General features: G+C 59.3%; 15 protein-coding genes. 7 read left to right on the forward strand and 8 right to left on the reverse strand.

Features of this window, described 5'->3' with window-relative positions:
• Positions 1 to 86: 86 nt before the first annotated feature.
• The 7 genes from QRN60_RS22230 to QRN60_RS22260 all read left to right on the forward strand — a co-directional run bounded on the left by QRN60_RS22230 (position 87) and on the right by QRN60_RS22260 (position 8,328).
• Positions 87 to 1,379, forward strand: a complete 1,293-nt coding sequence (locus QRN60_RS22230) for an ABC transporter substrate-binding protein (protein ID WP_026372429.1) — start codon at positions 87 to 89, stop codon at positions 1,377 to 1,379.
• A 180-nt stretch (positions 1,380 to 1,559) separates the two neighbouring features.
• Positions 1,560 to 2,489 carry an ArsR/SmtB family transcription factor gene (locus QRN60_RS22235; RefSeq protein WP_020812829.1) on the forward strand — a complete coding sequence of 310 codons (930 nt, stop codon included), beginning with the start codon at positions 1,560 to 1,562 and terminating at the stop codon, positions 2,487 to 2,489.
• Between the two features lie 121 nt (positions 2,490 to 2,610).
• Positions 2,611 to 4,122 carry an arabinosylfuranosidase ArfA gene (arfA, locus tag QRN60_RS22240; RefSeq protein ID WP_112295832.1) on the forward strand — a complete coding sequence of 504 codons (1,512 nt, stop codon included), beginning with the start codon at positions 2,611 to 2,613 and terminating at the stop codon, positions 4,120 to 4,122.
• 7 nt (positions 4,123 to 4,129) lie between these two features.
• Entirely contained in the window at positions 4,130 to 5,203 is a 1,074-nt protein-coding gene (locus QRN60_RS22245) for an ABC transporter ATP-binding protein (protein ID WP_112346740.1), read from the forward strand.
• A gap of 75 nt (positions 5,204 to 5,278) precedes the next feature.
• Positions 5,279 to 6,553 carry an extracellular solute-binding protein gene (locus QRN60_RS22250; RefSeq protein WP_129566718.1) on the forward strand — a complete coding sequence of 425 codons (1,275 nt, stop codon included), beginning with the start codon at positions 5,279 to 5,281 and terminating at the stop codon, positions 6,551 to 6,553.
• A 66-nt stretch (positions 6,554 to 6,619) separates the two neighbouring features.
• A complete protein-coding gene (locus tag QRN60_RS22255; RefSeq protein ID WP_162687303.1) occupies positions 6,620 to 7,504 on the forward strand; it encodes a carbohydrate ABC transporter permease in 885 nt (294 codons plus the stop codon).
• Positions 7,501 to 8,328, forward strand: coding sequence for a carbohydrate ABC transporter permease (locus tag QRN60_RS22260; RefSeq protein ID WP_003508186.1), 828 nt, complete (start codon positions 7,501 to 7,503; stop codon positions 8,326 to 8,328). The genes QRN60_RS22255 and QRN60_RS22260 overlap by 4 nt, the downstream gene beginning before the upstream one ends.
• Positions 8,329 to 8,340: 12 nt before the next feature.
• Here the strand turns inward: QRN60_RS22260 and QRN60_RS22265 are convergent, their stop codons facing one another.
• From QRN60_RS22265 to QRN60_RS22300, 8 genes are all read right to left on the reverse strand, one after another.
• The gene (locus tag QRN60_RS22265; protein ID WP_003508188.1) at positions 8,341 to 9,072 is read right to left on the reverse strand and encodes an ABC transporter ATP-binding protein; all 732 of its coding nucleotides are present in this window, start codon (positions 9,070 to 9,072) and stop codon (positions 8,341 to 8,343) included.
• Positions 9,069 to 9,938 (reverse strand): ABC transporter permease, encoded by an 870-nt coding sequence (locus QRN60_RS22270; RefSeq protein WP_111792132.1) that lies wholly within the window; start codon positions 9,936 to 9,938, stop codon positions 9,069 to 9,071. The genes QRN60_RS22265 and QRN60_RS22270 overlap by 4 nt, the downstream gene beginning before the upstream one ends.
• Positions 9,935 to 10,930 (reverse strand): aliphatic sulfonate ABC transporter substrate-binding protein, encoded by a 996-nt coding sequence (locus tag QRN60_RS22275; RefSeq protein WP_003508191.1) that lies wholly within the window; start codon positions 10,928 to 10,930, stop codon positions 9,935 to 9,937. Before QRN60_RS22275 ends, QRN60_RS22270 begins: the two co-directional genes overlap by 4 nt.
• 149 nt (positions 10,931 to 11,079) lie before the next feature.
• Positions 11,080 to 12,408 carry an LLM class flavin-dependent oxidoreductase gene (locus tag QRN60_RS22280; protein WP_129566719.1) on the reverse strand — a complete coding sequence of 443 codons (1,329 nt, stop codon included), beginning with the start codon at positions 12,406 to 12,408 and terminating at the stop codon, positions 11,080 to 11,082.
• A 426-nt stretch (positions 12,409 to 12,834) separates the two neighbouring features.
• Positions 12,835 to 13,956, reverse strand: a complete 1,122-nt coding sequence (locus QRN60_RS22285) for a sn-glycerol-3-phosphate import ATP-binding protein UgpC (protein WP_129566720.1) — start codon at positions 13,954 to 13,956, stop codon at positions 12,835 to 12,837.
• A 31-nt stretch (positions 13,957 to 13,987) separates the two neighbouring features.
• The gene (locus QRN60_RS22290) at positions 13,988 to 14,872 is read right to left on the reverse strand and encodes an ABC transporter permease subunit (RefSeq protein ID WP_111834044.1); all 885 of its coding nucleotides are present in this window, start codon (positions 14,870 to 14,872) and stop codon (positions 13,988 to 13,990) included.
• A 7-nt stretch (positions 14,873 to 14,879) separates the two neighbouring features.
• Entirely contained in the window at positions 14,880 to 15,770 is an 891-nt protein-coding gene (locus QRN60_RS22295; protein WP_003508200.1) for a carbohydrate ABC transporter permease, read from the reverse strand.
• A gap of 81 nt (positions 15,771 to 15,851) precedes the next feature.
• Positions 15,852 to 17,195, reverse strand: coding sequence for an extracellular solute-binding protein (locus tag QRN60_RS22300; protein ID WP_003508201.1), 1,344 nt, complete (start codon positions 17,193 to 17,195; stop codon positions 15,852 to 15,854).
• Positions 17,196 to 17,414: the final 219 nt, after the last annotated feature.

Consider the following 17,414-nt stretch of genomic DNA (forward strand, 5'->3'; position numbering starts at 1 on the left):
CTATTATGATGCAAATATTGCAAACTAAGAAAATTTGCAAGAATTTAAGTAGTCAGTGAAAAATTTGCAAAACGCGGGAGGAGCAGATGCAAACTATCGACAGACGTGGATTTTTGGTGACGGCGGCGCTGGCCGGTCTCGGCGTGGCGGCGGGCGGTTTTCGCGCGGCTGCGGCCGAAACCCGGCTTCGCTGCGTATGGTGGGGATCTGCCGACCGCAGCAAGCGCACCAACGACGTGATCGCCCTTTACCAGAAGGCGAACCCGCAGACGGAGATCAGCGGTGAGATGATCGCCGGTTCCGATTACTGGACCAAGCTCGCGACATCGATGGCGGGACGGAACGTCGCCGACATCTTCCAGCTAGAACCTTCCACCATTGCCGATTATTCCGGCCGTGGCGCCTGCATGGAGCTGGACCAGTTCGTCGGCAAGTCGCTTGATCTTTCCACCTTCGGCAAAAGCGAAGTCGATCTCTGCCGTATCGATGGCAAGCTTTACGGCGTCGGCCTCGGGCTGAATTCCTTCTGCATGATGTATGACGCCGATACGCTGAAGGAAGCCGGCGTTTCCGTGCCGCAGGATCAGATCACCTGGAAGGCGCTGGCGGAACTGGCGCGCGATTTCAAGAAGAACGGCCCGGCAAAACGGAACTATTGGGCGGTGCCTTATGGTGCGCGTTATCACTATGTTTTCGATGTCTGGCTGCGCCAGCGCGGCAAGCTTCTGTTTCAGGACGGCACCATCGGCTTCAACAAGGAAGATGCGAAGGAATGGTTCGCCTATTGGGAGGACCTGCGCGAGAACAAACTCTGCGTTTCCGCCGATATCCAGACGCGTGACGACAATACCATCGAATCCAACGCCCTGACGCTCGGCAATTCGGCCATTGGTTTTGCCTATTCCAACCAGCTGGTCGGTTATCAGAAGCTCAATAAACAGACGCTGTCCATCGGCATGCTGCCGGGTGAGGGGGCGGGCAAGCCGACCGGGCACTATTACCGGCCGGGCCTCATCTGGTCCATTTCGTCCACCTCGACCAATGCGGAAGCTGCGGCGAAATTCATCAACTTCTTCGTAAACGATCTGGAAGCGGGCAAGGTGCTTGGCGTCGAGCGTGGCGTGCCGCCCGCCAAGGTCGTGCGTGAGGCCTTGTTGCCGAGCCTCAACGAGACCGAGCGCAAGACGGTGGATTATATCGAAAGCCTGTCGGGCAAGCTCGATTCCTATCCGGAGCCCGCCCCGATCGGCGCCAACGAGTTTGACCGTGGCGTGATGCGTCCCATCGCCGATTCGCTTGCCTTCGGCCGCGCCAGCGTGGATGAAGCGGCGCAAAACCTCGTCGACACCGGCACGCGGACCCTGCGCAAGCGCGGCTGACGACGAAACGGGCGCCGCCACACGGAATCGAAGCCGTGTGGCGGTGCTTTTTATGAAGTGCCTGAGATAAATGGCGCTTCACGCCGTTCAAAATGGTCTGTACGACAAACAGTACTGGACAAGTATATGGCATTTAAGCCAGAAATTCTGATCTGGATCGATAAATCTGAAGATTAGAATATGGCGCCCAATTTCCTTCTCGTTGATGCTGAAAAAGAGTTCGATGTCCTGAAAGCGGCGGCGTCGCTGATCCGCGTGCAGATATTGAAGCTGCTGCACGAGGCGAGCGGCCTGAATGTCAACGAAATTGCGCAGAGGCTGGATTTGCCCCAGTCCACCGTTTCCGCCGGCGTGGCCGTTCTCGAGGAGGCGGGGCTGCTGCGAACCGAGACGCGCAAGGCGCGCAAGGGCAACCAGAAAATCTGCTTTGCCACCTGTGATGAACTCATCGTTTCCTTCCGGAAACCCGAGGCGCCGGCGGCATCAAATTACATCGCGGTCGCCATGCCGCTCGGCCTTTATACCCAGAGTTCGGTCACCGCGCCCTGCGGTATCTGCTCGCCGGAGGGCATTATCGGCCTTCTTGATGTGCCCGATACTTTCATGGATCCAGACCGGATGAAGACGGCGCTGCTGTGGTTGACATCGGGTTTTGTGGAGTATCAATTCCCCAATAATGCCAAGATTCAAGGGCGTAGCGTCGAGGAAATAGAGTTTTCGATGGAGGTCAGTTCCGAGGTGCCGGGAACGCACAGCGACTGGCCGTCCGATATCACGCTGTCCGTCAACGGCAGGGAAATCGGTGTGTGGACCTCGCCCGGGGACTTCGGCGACAAGCGGGGCGTGTTTACGCCAGACTGGTGGAAACTCTCCGGTTCCCAATACGGCATGCTCAAGACCTGGCGCATCACCGCGCAGGGAACCTATGTTGACGGAACCCGGATTTCGGATGTGACGCTGGCAGATATCGATCTGGCCAGCCACCGCTCCATCCGGTTGCGCATCGAGGTCAAGGCTGATGCAAAACATCCGGGCGGGCTGAATATCTTTGGCCGCGGCTTCGGAAATTACGATCAGGACATCGTCCTGCGCCTGCGCACCGCTGACTGATCCAGTCAATTTTTAAAAGTATGATTTTCGCGGTTGACAGGCGCGGATTCCCTCGGCAACTATATTATTAAATATGGTTCATATCATATTTTAAGATATAAATGCGCAGGGAGGAGAGCCTATGAAAGCGCGGGTTTCAGTCCACCGGGACTTCCGGATTGGGCGTATCGACGATCGTCTGTATTCCGCCTTCATCGAGCATATGGGGCGTGCGATCTATGGCGGGATTTATGAGCCCGGCCATCCGCAGGCGGACGCGAACGGCTTCCGCAAGGACGTCCTGAAATTTGTTCAGGACCTGAAAATTCCGGCCATCCGTTATCCCGGCGGCAACTTCGTTTCGGCCTATCGCTGGGAAGACGGCATCGGGCCGCGCGACCAGCGCCCCATCCGCCTCGACCTCGCATGGCGCTCCAAGGAAAGCAACCAGATCGGCATTAACGAGTTCGCCGACTGGGCGCAGATGGCCGGTATCGAGATGATGCTTGCCGTCAATCTCGGCTCCCGTGGTCTGGATGACGCCCGCAACTTCCTCGAATATGTGAATTTTCCGGGCGGCACTGCGCTTAGCGATCTGCGCCGCAGCCACGGCACGGAAAAACCCCACGGCGTGAAAATGTGGTGCCTTGGCAACGAGATGGACGGCCCCTGGCAGATCGGCCACAAGACCGCGGTGGAATATGGCCGCCTGGCGAACGAAACCGCCAAGGCCTTCAAGGGCTTCGATCCGACGATTGAAGCCATCGTCTGCGGCAGTTCCAATGACGGCATGCCGACCTATCCTGAATGGGAACGCGAGGTGCTGGAGGAATGCTACGAGAATGTCGATCACATCTCGCTGCACAAATATTTCGGCAATAACAGCCGCGACACGCTGAATTATTTCGGCAAGATCGAGGAAACCGGGCGTTACATCCAGACCATCGCCGGCGTCATCGATTATGTGAAGGCGAAGAAGCGCGCCAAGAACGATGTTTCCATCTGCTTCGACGAATGGAACGTCTGGTATCACATCCGCGAGGAGGACGGCAAACGCATCAAGAGCTGGGACTGGCCGGAAGCGCCGGCACTTCTGGAAGAGACATACAACTTCGAAGATGCGCTTTTTGTCGCCGGCCTGCTCAACGAGTTCATCCGCCGTTCGGACCGCGTGCGCATCGCCTGCATCGCCCAGCTCGTCAACGTCATCGCCCCCATCCGGGCGGAAAAGAACGGGCCGGCCTGGCGTCAGACGATCTATTATCCCTATCAGTTCGCCTCGCTTTATGGCCGTGGCGTTGCGCTGAATGTTGCGGTCGATTGCCCGACTTATGATTGCAACGCGGCCGATGACGTCAAATATCTGGATGTCGCCGGTGTCTATGACGAGGCGGAAGGCATGGTGACGCTGTTCGTTCTCAATCGTCATCTGACCGAGGCGGCCGAGATCAATGTCAGCCTCACCGGCTTCTCCTCCGCCACGCTCGATTTGCATCTGGCCATGGCGGGCTATGACCTGCGTGTCGGCAACGGCCCGGATCAGCCGGATCGCGTCGTGCCGGTACCAGGCAGCGGCGTCGGCGTCGAGGACGGGGCGCTGAAGGGTTCCGTGCCGGCGCTGTCATACCATGTGCTGCGGCTGAAGGTTCAGTGAGGCGGCCATGGGTGTCCGTCTCAACAATATCGCCAAGTCCTTCGGCTCCTTCGCTGCGATCCGGGATGTCTCGATGGAAATCCCGACCGGCAGTTTTGCGGTCTTCGTCGGGCCTTCCGGCTGCGGCAAATCCACATTGCTGCGCATGATCGCTGGTCTTGAGGAGACCAGCGGCGGCCATATCGCCATCGACGACCGTGATGTCACGGCCGTCGAACCGGCCGATCGCGGTGTCGCGATGGTGTTCCAGAACTATGCGCTTTATCCGCATCTCAGCGTGTTCGAGAACATGGCCTTCAGCCTGCGTCTCGCGCGTCGCCCGAAAGCGGAGGTGAATGAGAGGGTGGGCGAGGCTGCCCGCATCCTGCAGCTCGAAGACCATCTGCATAAAAAGCCTTCGCAGCTTTCCGGCGGCCAGCGGCAGCGCGTGGCGATCGGCCGCGCGATCGTGCGGCAGCCGAAGGTTTTCCTCTTCGATGAGCCGCTGTCGAACCTCGATGCGGAACTGCGTGTCCAGATGCGTCTGGAGCTGACCCGGCTTCATCGCAAGCTCGGTGCCACGATGATCTATGTCACGCATGACCAGGTGGAAGCCATGACGCTTGCGGACAAGATCTTCGTGCTGAAGGGCGGTGTGGTGCAGCAGGCCGGTGCACCGCTTACCCTTTATGACGATCCGGATAACCGTTTCGTGGCGGGTTTCATCGGCTCGCCGGCGATGAACTTCCTGCAGGCGGAAATTGTCGAGCAGGCAAACGGCGTGGTGACGCTTTCGCTCGATGGCGGCCAGAGACATCTCGAAGCGCGGCTTTCGCAGCCTGTTTCCGCCGGCCAGCGGGTCGAAATAGGCGTTCGACCCGAACATCTGATGATTTCGCAGGAGGGCGCCCTGCCTGTCAATGTCGAGGTGGCGGAGGAGCTGGGTGATGTCTCTTACCTCTATACCCGCGCGTCGTCAGGCAAGGAAATCATCGTGCAGCGGCAGGGTTCGCGCGAAAGTCTGGACGGCCGGTCCGTGTCGCTGAGCGCCTCGCCCGACCATATTCTGGTTTTCGACACGGATGGCAAAAGGTTGCGATAGGCGCGAGGAGGCGTCTTTCGATGCAGCAGACCGCCTCTTCAAGGGGTGTTTCCACATAAACGGGAGGAGTAAACGATGCGATTGATCAAGACATTGCTTGTTGGCACGGTTCTGGGTTTGACCGCCCTGCCGGTGCTGGCCAAACAGGATATCGTCTGGTGGGACTTTCTGTCCGGCGGTGACGGCGTGCGCATGAAGGCGCTGATCGATGCCTTCAACAAGGAGCACCCGGATATCCAGGTCAAGGGGACGACGCTGGAATGGGGCGTTCCCTTCTATACCAAGGTGCGGACCGCCTCTGCCGTCGGGGAGGGGCCTGATGTCATGACCTACCACCTGTCGCGTGCGCCGCTCGCCCTGCAGGAAAAGGTGCTGAGCGAGATTACCGACAAGGATCTTGAGGAGGCCGGACTAAAGAAAGACGATTTCTTCAGCGCACCGCTTGAAGCGGCCACCCATGACGGCAAGCTTTATGCCGTGCCGTTCGATATTCACGCGCTTGTTCTTTATTACAATGCCGATCTCCTGAAAGGCTCGCCCTACCTCGATGCCGAAGGCAAGTTGACCGGCATCCAGACGATGGATGATTTCGAAAAGGCGCTGGCCTGGGCGAAGGAAAAGGGTGTCCAAACGCCGGTCACCTATCAGTCCGGCGGCGAAGCCGGTGTCTGGCGCGTCTTTTACACTTTGTTCTCGCAACAGGGTGGCGAACTCGTCACCAGTGGTGAGGTTCTGGCCGGCGACAATGCCGAAAAGGCCGCCAAGGCAATCGACACCATGTCGAAATGGCGCGAAAACGGCTGGGCGCCGGAACAGGCTGAGTATCCTGCCTCCGTCGCGCTCTTCTCCGCCGGAAAATCCGCCTTCCAGCTGAACGGTGTCTGGGAAGTGCCGACCTACAAGGACCTGGAGAAAAACGGCAAGCTGGGCTTCAAGTGGAGCGCGGTCGAGGTTCCGCCCTTCATGGGCAAACGCGCCACCTGGGCGGATTCGCACGCTTTCGCCATCCCCAATCAGGGCGACAAGACCGTTTCCGGCGAGAAGCGCGCCGCCGTGATGAAGGTGATCGGCTGGATGGAAAAACACGCCATCAGCTGGGCCGATGCCGGCCATATTCCGGCCTATAAATCGATCACCGAAAGCAGCGAATACAAGGCGATGCAGCCGAACGCCACCTATGCATCGCTGGCGGAAGCGGCGGTGTTCGATCCGAAGACGACGATCACCGGTGTCGCTTCGCCCGCCTATGATGCGGCTCTCAACGTCATCGCCCCGGCCATTCAGGGCTTCATGAGCGGCACGGATGCGGTGGAGCAGATCAGGGAAGAGCTGCAAAGCAAGCTGAAGTAACAGGAAACCTGCCCTCCGGTTTCTGGCCGGAGGGCAGCACGCAATGCAAGGTTCCGGAGACATTCCATGGCTATGATTGAAAACCGGCGCAAGAAATCGCTGATCGCGCTGTCGATGGTGACGCCGTTCATCGTGGTCTTCGTCACCTTCTTCCTTTACCCGCTGATCGAGATGGTCCGCATCAGTTTCACCGATGCGCCGCTGATCGGCGATGGTGACTGGGTGGGGTTCGCGAATTACGCAAAGCTGCTGAGCGACCGTCTCTTCGTCACGTCGCTGAAAAACAACGGCTATTTCGTGCTTCTGACCGTCGTGCCGACGACCGTCATCGCCCTGATGATCGCTCTCGCCGTCAGCCGCCTTTCGGGCGTGAAGCAGACGATCGCCATGAGCCTGTTTTTCCTTCCCTATGTGCTGCCGGTTTCGGTCGTCACGGAAATCTGGGCATGGATGCTCGATCTGCAGTTCGGCATTCTCCAGCCGGTGATTTCGCTGATTGCCGGCAAACCGGTCGCGGTTTTCAAGAACCCCTACTGGGTCATGCCGATGGTTGCCGTGGTCACCATTTGGTGGACGAACGGTTTCAACGTGCTGCTGTTCATCGCCGGTTTGCGCAATATTCCGACGGAGCTTTATGAGGCGGCCTCACTTGACGGCGCAACGACGTGGCAGCGCTTCTGGCGGGTGACTTGGCCGCTTCTCTGGCCGGTCACGGCACTTATTCTCACATTGCAATTGATCCTGCAGCTGAAGATATTCGACCAGATCTATCTCCTGAGCGGCGGCGGACCCTTCAATTCCAGCTTCGTGCTGCTGCTCAAGGTCTATCGCGAGGCGTTCCAGCTGAACAATGGCGGTTACGCCTCCGCCGTCGCCACCGTGCTCTTCCTGCTGATCGTCACCGTTTCCATTCTCCAGTTCCAGTTGCTGCGCATCCGGAGGAACTCATGAGCTTCACGAAAAGACTAGAAAACGTCGTTCTGACCCTGCTGACATTTTCAGCGGCGCTCGTGTGGATCTTTCCGCTCTACTGGGGTTTCGTGACGTCGCTGCGTTCGGACAATAATGTTGCCGGCAACATGTCACTGCTGCCAGATGAGTTTCAGCTTGGGGCTTATGTGAACGCCCTCTTCAACACGCGGCTGTTGACCTGGTATGTGAATTCCATCGGCACCGCCGCAATCGTCACTGTCTCCGTGTTGCTGATTTCGATGCTGTGCGCCTATGCCCTGTCGCAGATCCGCTTTCCGGGACGGCGTCTGCTTTATGGCATCGTGCTTGCGAGTTTCATGGTGCCGGCGCAGACGCTCGTCGTCACTCAGTTCATCCTGATGAAGAACCTCAACCTCATCAACACCTGGGCGGGCATCATCCTGCCGCAGCTCATCACGCCCATCGTCATCATCGTTTACAAGCAGTTCTTCGACAGCGTGCCGAAGGAGATGCGCGAAGCGGTGGTTCTGGATGGCGGCGGCGAATATACCATCCTGTTCAAGGTCTATCTGCCGCTGAACTGGGGGATCACCACCGCCATGGCGATCGTGACCTTCATTACGGTGTGGAACGCCTTCTTCTGGCCCTTCCTGGTCGTCACCTCTGAAAACATGATGACGATCCCCGTCGGCATCACCCAGGTCAACGACACTTTCGGCATTGTTTATGCGCGCCTGATGGCCATCGCCATGCTGGCGGCGCTGCCGGTCATCATCGCCTATGTCATCTTCCAGCGGCGTGTGACGGAAGCGATCATGATCTCGTCCGGCGTGAAAGGGTGAGGGCGGCGCTGTTCAGATGACGTGGGCATTGTGCAGGGCGGTCAGCACCTCGTTCTTGAGGTGTGCGAGCTCAGGAGACCGCCGGTCGCGCGGGCGCGGCACGTCCACCTCTATCCGCTGCTGGATACGGCCGTCATGGGCGCCCATCATGTAGATCCGGTCACCGAGATAGAGCGCCTCGTCGATATCGTGGGTGACGAGCAGGAAGGAAATGCCGCGCTGTTCAACGAGTTTCAGCACAAGGTCCTGCAACTTCATCCGGGTGAAAGCATCGACCGCACTGAAGGGTTCATCGAGCAGCAGGATGCGCGGTTCTGTATAGAGCGCTCTTGCGATCGCCACACGTTGCGCCATGCCGCCCGAAAGAGCCTTCGGCAGCGCGCCGCCATGGCCGCTCAAACCGACATCGTCAATCAGCCCCTTCACGCGCTCGACATCATATTTCCTGCCGGCCGCATAACCGATGTTTTCGGCAACCGTCAGCCACGGCATCAGGCGGGGTTCCTGAAAGACAAAGGCGATGGGCGGTGAGTCCGATGCCTTCTCCTCGTCTTGCTGAACTCTGACAGCGCCTGAAAAACGCCGGTCGAGGCCGGCGGCGATGCGCAGCAGCGTGCTCTTTCCGCAACCGCTGGGGCCAAGGAGAACCGCCGCTTCGCCATCACCCAGCGTGAGCTGGATATCCTGAAGGATCACCGTGTCGCCGAAAGCCTTTTCGCGCACATCGACATTGAGCAAACTCATCGCAGGCGTCCTTCCTGCTGAAGGGGATAGCTGTCGCGCCAGCGCAGGCAGCGGTCTTCGACAATCTTGAAGAGGCTGTCGGAAATCTTGCCCAGCACCGCAAGGCAGATGATGGCGATCATGACGAGATCAGGCCGGGAAAGCTCCCGCCCGTCGGACAGCATGTAGCCGATACCTTCGGACGCGGCCAGAAGCTCGGCCGCGACGACGCTCAGCCAGGCAAGCGACAGCCCGTAACGCAGGCCCGTGAAGAGATGCGGCAGGGAGGCGGGAATGAAAATCCGCCACACCAGCACGGGCAGCGGCTGGCGATACATCTCGCCAACCTCCACCAGCTTGCGGTCAACATTTCGGATACCGGAAAAAAGATTGAGGTAGACGGGAAAAAACGCGCTTTTGGCGATCAGCACGATTTTCGAGGTCTCGCCGATGCCGAACCAGATCATCAGCAGCGGCACCCATGCAAGGCTTGGGACCGCCCGCAGCGCCTGAAATGTCGGCTCGAGATAACGCTCGGCGGCGATCACCAGCCCCACCAGCGAACCGACCACGATGGCGAGCAGGGAGCCGATGACGAAGCCGACGAAGACGCGCGCGGTACTGGCCGCAACATTCGTCCACAGGGGACCTTCCGCAAGCCGCAGGAAGGTGTCGTAAAGTTCGGAGGGCGGCGGCAGCACATAAGGGCTGACCCAGCCGAGGCGAACGAAAAGTTCGAGCAGCAGCAGCGACCCGACGGGCACGATTGCGCCGCGCAGATCAAAGCGGCCAAGGAAATTCCCCACCCTTTGCGCAAGTGGCAACCGGGAAGGGAATTGTTTCGCAGTCTGTTTCACGCGCTGGAATTCGCGCGGATGGGAATTCATGCGCCAAGTGCCTTTTTCGCCGGTGCCGGATCGATCAGCGATGACAGGACAGTGTCGACATTGACGCCCGGGCGCAGGACGTCGTCGCCCAAGAGCGGCGTGACGATGCGGATCGAGTTCAGCAATTCCTCACCGGGAACGGGATCCTTCCAGTCGCGCTTCTCGATCGTCAGCTTGGTGATCTTGGGATCGTTGCCGGTGACCTGCGTGACAAAATCGATGAATTCGCGCTTGTTTTCACGGATCCATTTCTGCGTCTGCACCCAGACGCCAAGAAGCCTGTCGACCGCTTTCGGGTGCTTCGCCAGAAACTCCTCGGAAACGCTGAAGACACTACCGTCGCGCCAGCTGCGCTCGTCGAAAATCGCCCGGTCGCCCGCAAGCTCGGCCTGGGAGGTATGCGGATCGATGCCGACCCAGGCATCCACCTGACCCTGCTGAAGCGCGTTGAAACCTTCCGGATGCTGCAGGTTCACGACCTTGAGGTCGTCGATGGACAGCTTGTTCTGGTCAAGCGCGCGGACGAGGGTGAAATAGGGCGCGGTGCCCTTGGTCACCGCAATGGTCTTGCCCTTGAGATCGGCGACGGTCTTGACCGGCGAGTCCGGGCGCACCTGAATGATGGAGGAACCGCCCCAGCTCGCCACATAGATCACCTTCAGCGGCACGCCGTTGGCGCGGGCGAGAAAGGCTGATAGTGCGGCCGAGCCGGCAAAATCCGTCGAGCCGACTTTCAGGAATTCGAGCGAATTGTTGCTGCCGCGGGATTGCACCCAGGTGATCTTGGTGCCGACATCCTTGAAAGCCTCCTCAAGCCAGCCCTTGTTCTTTATCAGCAGCGTGTGGGAGGAGTAAAACCCCCAGTCCAGCTTCAGCTCCGCAGGAAATTCCGGCGAACTCTGGGCCAGGGCATTGCCCGTGACAAGTGGTGCTGCGAGCGCGCCGGCAATACCGAATTTGAGGATCTGGCGGCGGGAATGTTCGGCCTTCATATTAATTCACCTAATTTATGTAATTTGTGTACTTAAAGGGTATGGGCGGGTGTTTTTAAGGTCAATCCGCCGTTCTGGAACCCCATGCCAAACTTTGCGAGCGGCGTGGAAAATCTCCCTACCGCGAGTGCGCTTGGCGCGATGGCGCGTTATTCAGGAAAAAAACGATTGGCCGGCCGTTGCAGGCCAAGATGGTCGCGCAATGTCGGCCCCTCATAGTCCTTGCGGAACAGCCCGCGCCTTTGCAACTCCGGCACCACCTGCGTCGTGAAGTCGTCAAGGCCGGCTGGCAGGAAGGGGAAGGTGACATTGAAACCGTCCGAGCCCTCTTCGTGGAGCCATTGCTCCATTTCGTCGGCGATGGTCTTTGGCGTGCCGACAAAGGCAAGACCCGCATAGCCGCCCAGCCGTTGGGCGAGCTGGCGCACCGTCAGGGATTCGCTTCGGGCAAGCTCGATGACCCTTTCGCGGCTGGATTTGCTGGCATTGGTCTCGGGAATATCAGGCAGGGGGCTATCGGGATCGAAACCCGAAACATCGTGGCCGAGCGCAATGGAAAGCGAGGCGATTGCGCTGTCATAATGGACAAGGCTGTCGAGCCTGGCGCGTTTGGCCTTTGCCTCTTCCACACTGTCACCCACGAGAACGAAAGCGCCGGGCAGGATGACAATTCCGTCGCGCGAACGACCCGCCGCGACGGTCCTGTCCTTGACGTCCTTATAGAAGGCCTTTCCTGCCGCAAGCGTGGGTGTTGCGGCAAAAACGACCTCCGCGGTTTCTGCGGCAAGCTGGCGTCCCGGCTCCGATGCGCCGGCCTGCACGATGACGGGCCAACCCTGCACCGGGCGCGCGATGTTGAGCGGTCCGCGCACGGAAAATTCGGGGCCCTTGTGGTCCAGCACATGCATCTTATCGGGATCGAAGAACAGCCCGCTATCGACATCCCGGATAAAGGCGTCGTCCGAAAAGGAATCCCAGAGGCCGGTGACGACATCGTAAAATTCCCGCGCACGGCCATAGCGCTCCGCATGGTCAGGCTGTTCCTCGCGGCCGAAGTTCCGGGCTGCGTCGGGATTTGACGTGGTGACGATGTTCCAGCCGGCGCGGCCATTGCTGAGGTGATCGAGCGAGGCGAAACGCCTGGCGACGTGATAGGGCTCATCGAAAGTGGTGGAGGCGGTGGCGACCAGCCCGATGCGGGAGGTGACGGCGGCGAGCGCCGAAAGCAGGGTGAAGGGCTCGAAGGAGGTGACGGTATGGCTGCGGCGCAACGCCTCCGTGGGCATGTTCAGCACCGCCAGGTGATCGGCCATGAAGAATGCATCGAATTTCGCGGCCTCGAGCTGTTTTGCGAAACGCGCGAGATGGGCGAAATTGAAATTCGCATCCGGGAAGGCGCCGGGATAACGCCATGCACCCGTGTGGAGACTGACGGGCCGCATGAAGGCGCCGAGATGCAGTTTGCGATCATTTGCCATGGGCTTCGCTTTCGTTGATGTTTTCGGCTCGCGCGGCGCGTTGCTGATGGCTTTAACTGCAGGCAGGCCTTTGCTTGTCGCGACGATATCCCTGCCGGACGATCGACGCGGCGAAAGCTATTCCGATTATGATTTCCGAACCGAAAGATTTTTGCTGAAATTCTGCATTTGACGGTGATCCCGTAGTGGCAACCGCTCGGTCATCTTCGAAGTGTAACAGCGGAGTGGTGACAGTGAGACGGGTGGCGGCAAACATTTCTCTGGTTTATTAATGCTATTAAATATATAAAAATCAGAATATTGACTAAATTTCCTGGTGTAATTTCTCTGGTGTCATTAGTCGCAAAGCGCCAAGATTGCATCTCTGCTGGAGCCGGTGCGGGCGGACCATATCCGAAGCCGCACCGGAGGCATCTTGCGCGGCGCTTAAACCGCCAGCAGTTTCTCGTTGCCGATACGGGTGGTTTCGATGGCGCCCTCCGTTTCGATACGCTTGCCCGTGGCGGGATCGAAGAAGTGGAGGTGGGCGGTGGGGAGGTCCAGGTGGACGCGCTGGCCGGGTTTTACCGAGAGGTCTTCACCGATGGCGGCGGAGAAGGTCTCGCCGCCGATATTGGCATGGACGATGCGGCCCGAGCCCAGTTCTTCGACGAAATCCACTATAGCCGGTACGCCCGCGCCTTCCGTGCTCACGACGCATTGTTCCGGGCGGATGCCCACTGTCACGTCGCGGCCGCGCAGTTCCAGTGCGGTTTCGGGGAAGAGTTTCACCGGTGTGCCATCCAGCATCACGGCGGGGGATTCCACCTCCACCCTTGTGGCGAACAGGTTCATGGCAGGCGAGCCGATGAAGGACGCCACGAAGGTGCTGGCCGGGCGATGATAGATATCCAGCGGATGGCCGACCTGCTCGACATTGCCCTTGTTCATCACCACCAGCCGGTCGGCCAGCGTCATGGCTTCCACCTGATCATGGGTGACGAAGATCGATGTGGCGGAGAGACGCTGGTGCAGCTTGCGGATTTCCGCGCGCATGGTCACACGCAGCTTGGCGTCGAGGTTGGAGAGCGGCTCGTCGAACAGAAACACCGCAGGTTCGCGGATGATGGCGCGGGCCATGGCGACGCGCTGGCGCTGGCCGCCTGAAAGGGCGGCCGGTTTGCGCTCCAGATAATCGGAGAGGCCGACGATCTTTGCGGTTTCCTCGATGCGGCGCTGGCGTTCGGCCTTGGGAACACCGGCAACCTTCAGCGCATAGCCGATATTGCCGGCCACCGACATATGCGGATAAAGCGCGTAATTCTGGAACACCATGGCGCAGCCACGCTCACGCGGTTCCAGCGTGTTGACCACGCGCCCACCAATGGCGATTTCGCCTGATGTGATGTCCTCCAGACCGGCGATCATGCGCAGCAGCGTGGATTTGCCGCAGCCGGAGGGGCCGAGGATGACGACGAATTCGCCGGAGTTAAAAGAGAGGTCCACCCCGTGCAGGGTTGGGGTCTTGCCATAGGATTTGCGGACCTGACGAATATCGATCTGAGCCATGATATGAAACCTTTTGTTGAGAGCCGCACTGTTACTTGTCGGACGAGACGAGGCCGCGGACGAACCAGCGTTGCAGGAAGGCCACGACGAGAAGCGGCGGCAGGATGATGATGAGGGAGCCGGCCAGTGTGACGTTCCAGTCCGGCGTGCCGTCATCGGCGGGCAAAAGTGCGCGGAGCGACATCATCACCGTCTTGTAGGACGGGTCGGTGACCATCAGGAGCGGCCAGAGATACTGGTTCCAGGCATAAACGAACATGATGGTGGTGAGCGCCAGCATGTTGGTGCGCGACAGCGGTAGCAGCATGTCCACGAAGAAACGCGCCGCGCCCGAACCGTCCATGCGCGCGGCCTCCGCCAGCTCGTCCGGGATTGTCATGAAGAACTGCCGGTAGAGAAAGGTGCCGGTGGCGGTGGCGATCAGTGGCAAAGTGAGGCCGGCATAGGAGTTGAGGAGGTTCCATTCCAGCGTGACCTCGATGCCAAGCAGGCCGAGAATTGAGCGGAACGGCTGGAAAAGATCGGCGGCGACCGAATAGGTCGGCACCACGCGCACTTCGAGCGGCAGCATCAGGGTGATAAACACCGTCCAGAAGAACAGGTGTTTGAGCGGCGAGCGGAAGAACACGATGGCAAAGGCGGTGAAGGCCGAAAGGGCGACCTTTCCGATGGTGACCAGCGTCGCCATGATGATGCTGTTGAAGAGGGCGTTGCCGAGATTGGCGCGTTGCCAGGCAGCCTGCGCATTGGTGAAGAATTCGCCCTGCGGCATGAAGCTGAAGGGGACGCTGTTGACCTGCTGGACCGTCTGGCTGGCGCCGGAAATAACGACGATGAAGGGGCCGATAAGCAGGAGGAGGCCGGCCGCCATGATCGCATAGGTCAGGGCGTCGGCGTAAGGGGTGCGCTGGATCATGGCCGTCTCACTTGTAATGGACTTGCCGCTCGACAAAGCGGAACTGGATGAAGGTGAAGACCATGATGAGGCCGATGAGGACGAGGCTCTGCGCCGAGGCGCCGGAATAGTTCAGCCCCTCGAAGGCTTCGCTGACGATGCGGTAGACCATCACTTCGGTAGCATGGTTGGGGCCGCCCTCGGTGGTGGAGGCAACGATGCCGAACGTATCGGCGCCGACGAAACCCTCGGTCATCATGATGACTGTCAGGAAGAACAGGGTTGGCGCGAGCAGCGGCACCTGAATGTCGATGGCGCGGCGAATGGGCCCGGAGCCGTCCATGGCGGCGGCCTCCGTCAGCGAACGCGGCACGGATTGCAGGCCGGCGAACAGGAAGATGAAGGTGTAACCCGCCCATTTCCAGATGAAGATGACGATGACGAGGATGAGCGCGTGTTCGCCGTATTTGGCCGGGTTCCAGATATCCGGCCACCAGGAATTCAGCGATGCGGCGAGACCGCGTTCCGGCGACAGGATGAAGCGGAAGGCCATGCCGGCGGCGGGACCGGCAATCGCATAGGGCAGGATATAAAGCACCCGGAAAAAGCCGGAGCCGGGAAGCTGGCGGTCGACCGCAAGGGCGAGCACGAGGCCGATGAGGATCGCGAAAAACGGACCGGCGATCGCGAAGATCAGGCTCGTGAGGATCGATTGCCAATAAAGCGGATCACCGAAGGTTTCCACGAAATTGGCCAGGCCGACAAATTCCGCCTGGCCGCCGAAGGGCGGTTCCAGGGTGAATGCCCAGTTCAGCACCGCCGCAACCGGCCAATAGAAGAACAGAAGGATGAGCAGGAACTGCGGCAGGGCGAAGAGCACAGGCAGCCACGTGCTTTTGAAGACAGTACGCTTTTCCATTGGAGTCCGGCAATGTTCGAGATTTCGGCGGGCCTGCCCGGAGATCGTCCGGACAGGCTTCTGACAGCGATGAAAGAGCGCTTAGTTCAGCTTGGCGCCTTCATAGGTCTTTTCGAAGCGGCGCAGACCGGTGTTGGAGCGCTCGACGGCCTTGTCGAGTTCAGCCTGGATATCGGCGTTCTGCATGAAGATGGCTTCGAGCGAAGTGGCGACTTCCTTGCGGATCTGCGTGAAACCGCCGAGGCGGATACCGCGGGTATATTCGGAAGGCGGGGTGAAGGTCAGGCTCTCGATCGCCTTTTCGCGGCCCTTGTAGGGAGCCTTGTCGTAGAAACCATTGGCCTTCATGGCGTCGAAGCCGGTCTTGGTAACCGGGATGTAACCGGTAACGGTCGACCACCACTCAACCATATCAGGCTGGGCGATGAAGTTGAGGAATGCGGCTGCACCCTTGTATTCGGCGTCCGGACGACCGGCCATGACCCACAGCGAAGCGCCGCCGACCAGCGAGTTGTGACGTTCCGCGCCCTTCCAGATCGGCAGCATGGCGACGTCCCACTTTACGCCTTCAGGCATGGCCTTGCCGACCGTGCCGTGGCTGGCGATTGAGGACATGAACATCTGGCAGGTCTGCGAGGTGAAGGCGGGCAGGATGTCCATGCCGAGCTGCTTGGTCTTGACGACGAACAGCTTCTCGTCCTGCATCTTCTTGAAGAACTTGACCTGATCGACGAACTTGGTCTTGTTGATCGTCAGTTCGGCGTCGAGACCCTGATAGCCATTGCCCTTGGTGGCGATCGGCTGGTTGTGGATGGCGGAGAACTGCTCCATCAGCATCCAGGTGTCGAAGTTGAAGGCGAGCGGGCATTCGAAACCTGCGGACTTCAGCTTCTTGGAAGCTTCTTCAACCTGCTCCCAGGTGTCGGGCTTGAAGGTGATGCCGGCTTTTTCGAAAGCGTCGACATTGTAATAGAAGACAGCCGTGGAGGAATTGTAAGGGAACGAGTTCAACTCACCGGCGGCCGTGGCGTAATAATTGGCGATGCCGGGGAAATAATTGTTCCAGTCGATCTTGTAGCCATTGTCGGCCATCAGCTTCTTGGCGGGGACGAAAGCCTTGGACAGCATCATGTCCAGCGTACCGGCGTCATAAATCTGGGTGATGGCGGGCTGCTTCTTGGCGCGGTAGGCCGCAATCGTGTTCTGCAGGGTGGATTCGTAATCGTTCTGCGAGGTGCAGACGATCTCGAACTGGGCCTGGGAATCGTTGAACTTCTTGCAGGTCTCCTGCACGCGGTCACCAAGATCGCCGGAAAGGCCGTACCAGAATTCGAACTTGGTCTTTTCTGCCTGGGCGGCCGTGGCGCCGAAGGCGGCGGCGATGGCGACGCCGGCCACGAAGGAAGTCAGAGCGGAAGATTTCATGAGTTAGCCCCGTTGATGGAATGATGGCCTGCTCGGCAAGGACCTCATGTCCCCGGCACGTAGCCACGGGCTCTGCTAACAGCCGTCTTTGACGGATCGCTTACATTTTGTTGAACATTTTATGATGACTGGCCGCGCAGCCAAATCTGCGCGGCGGAAAAGCCGGAAAACCTTTATTTATCCTTATTTATCAAGCGGTTTACGTTTTTGGCCCGTTTC

It is taken from the genome of Agrobacterium sp. CFBP2214, from assembly GCF_030209895.1.
GTDB lineage: Bacteria > Pseudomonadota > Alphaproteobacteria > Rhizobiales > Rhizobiaceae > Agrobacterium > Agrobacterium radiobacter.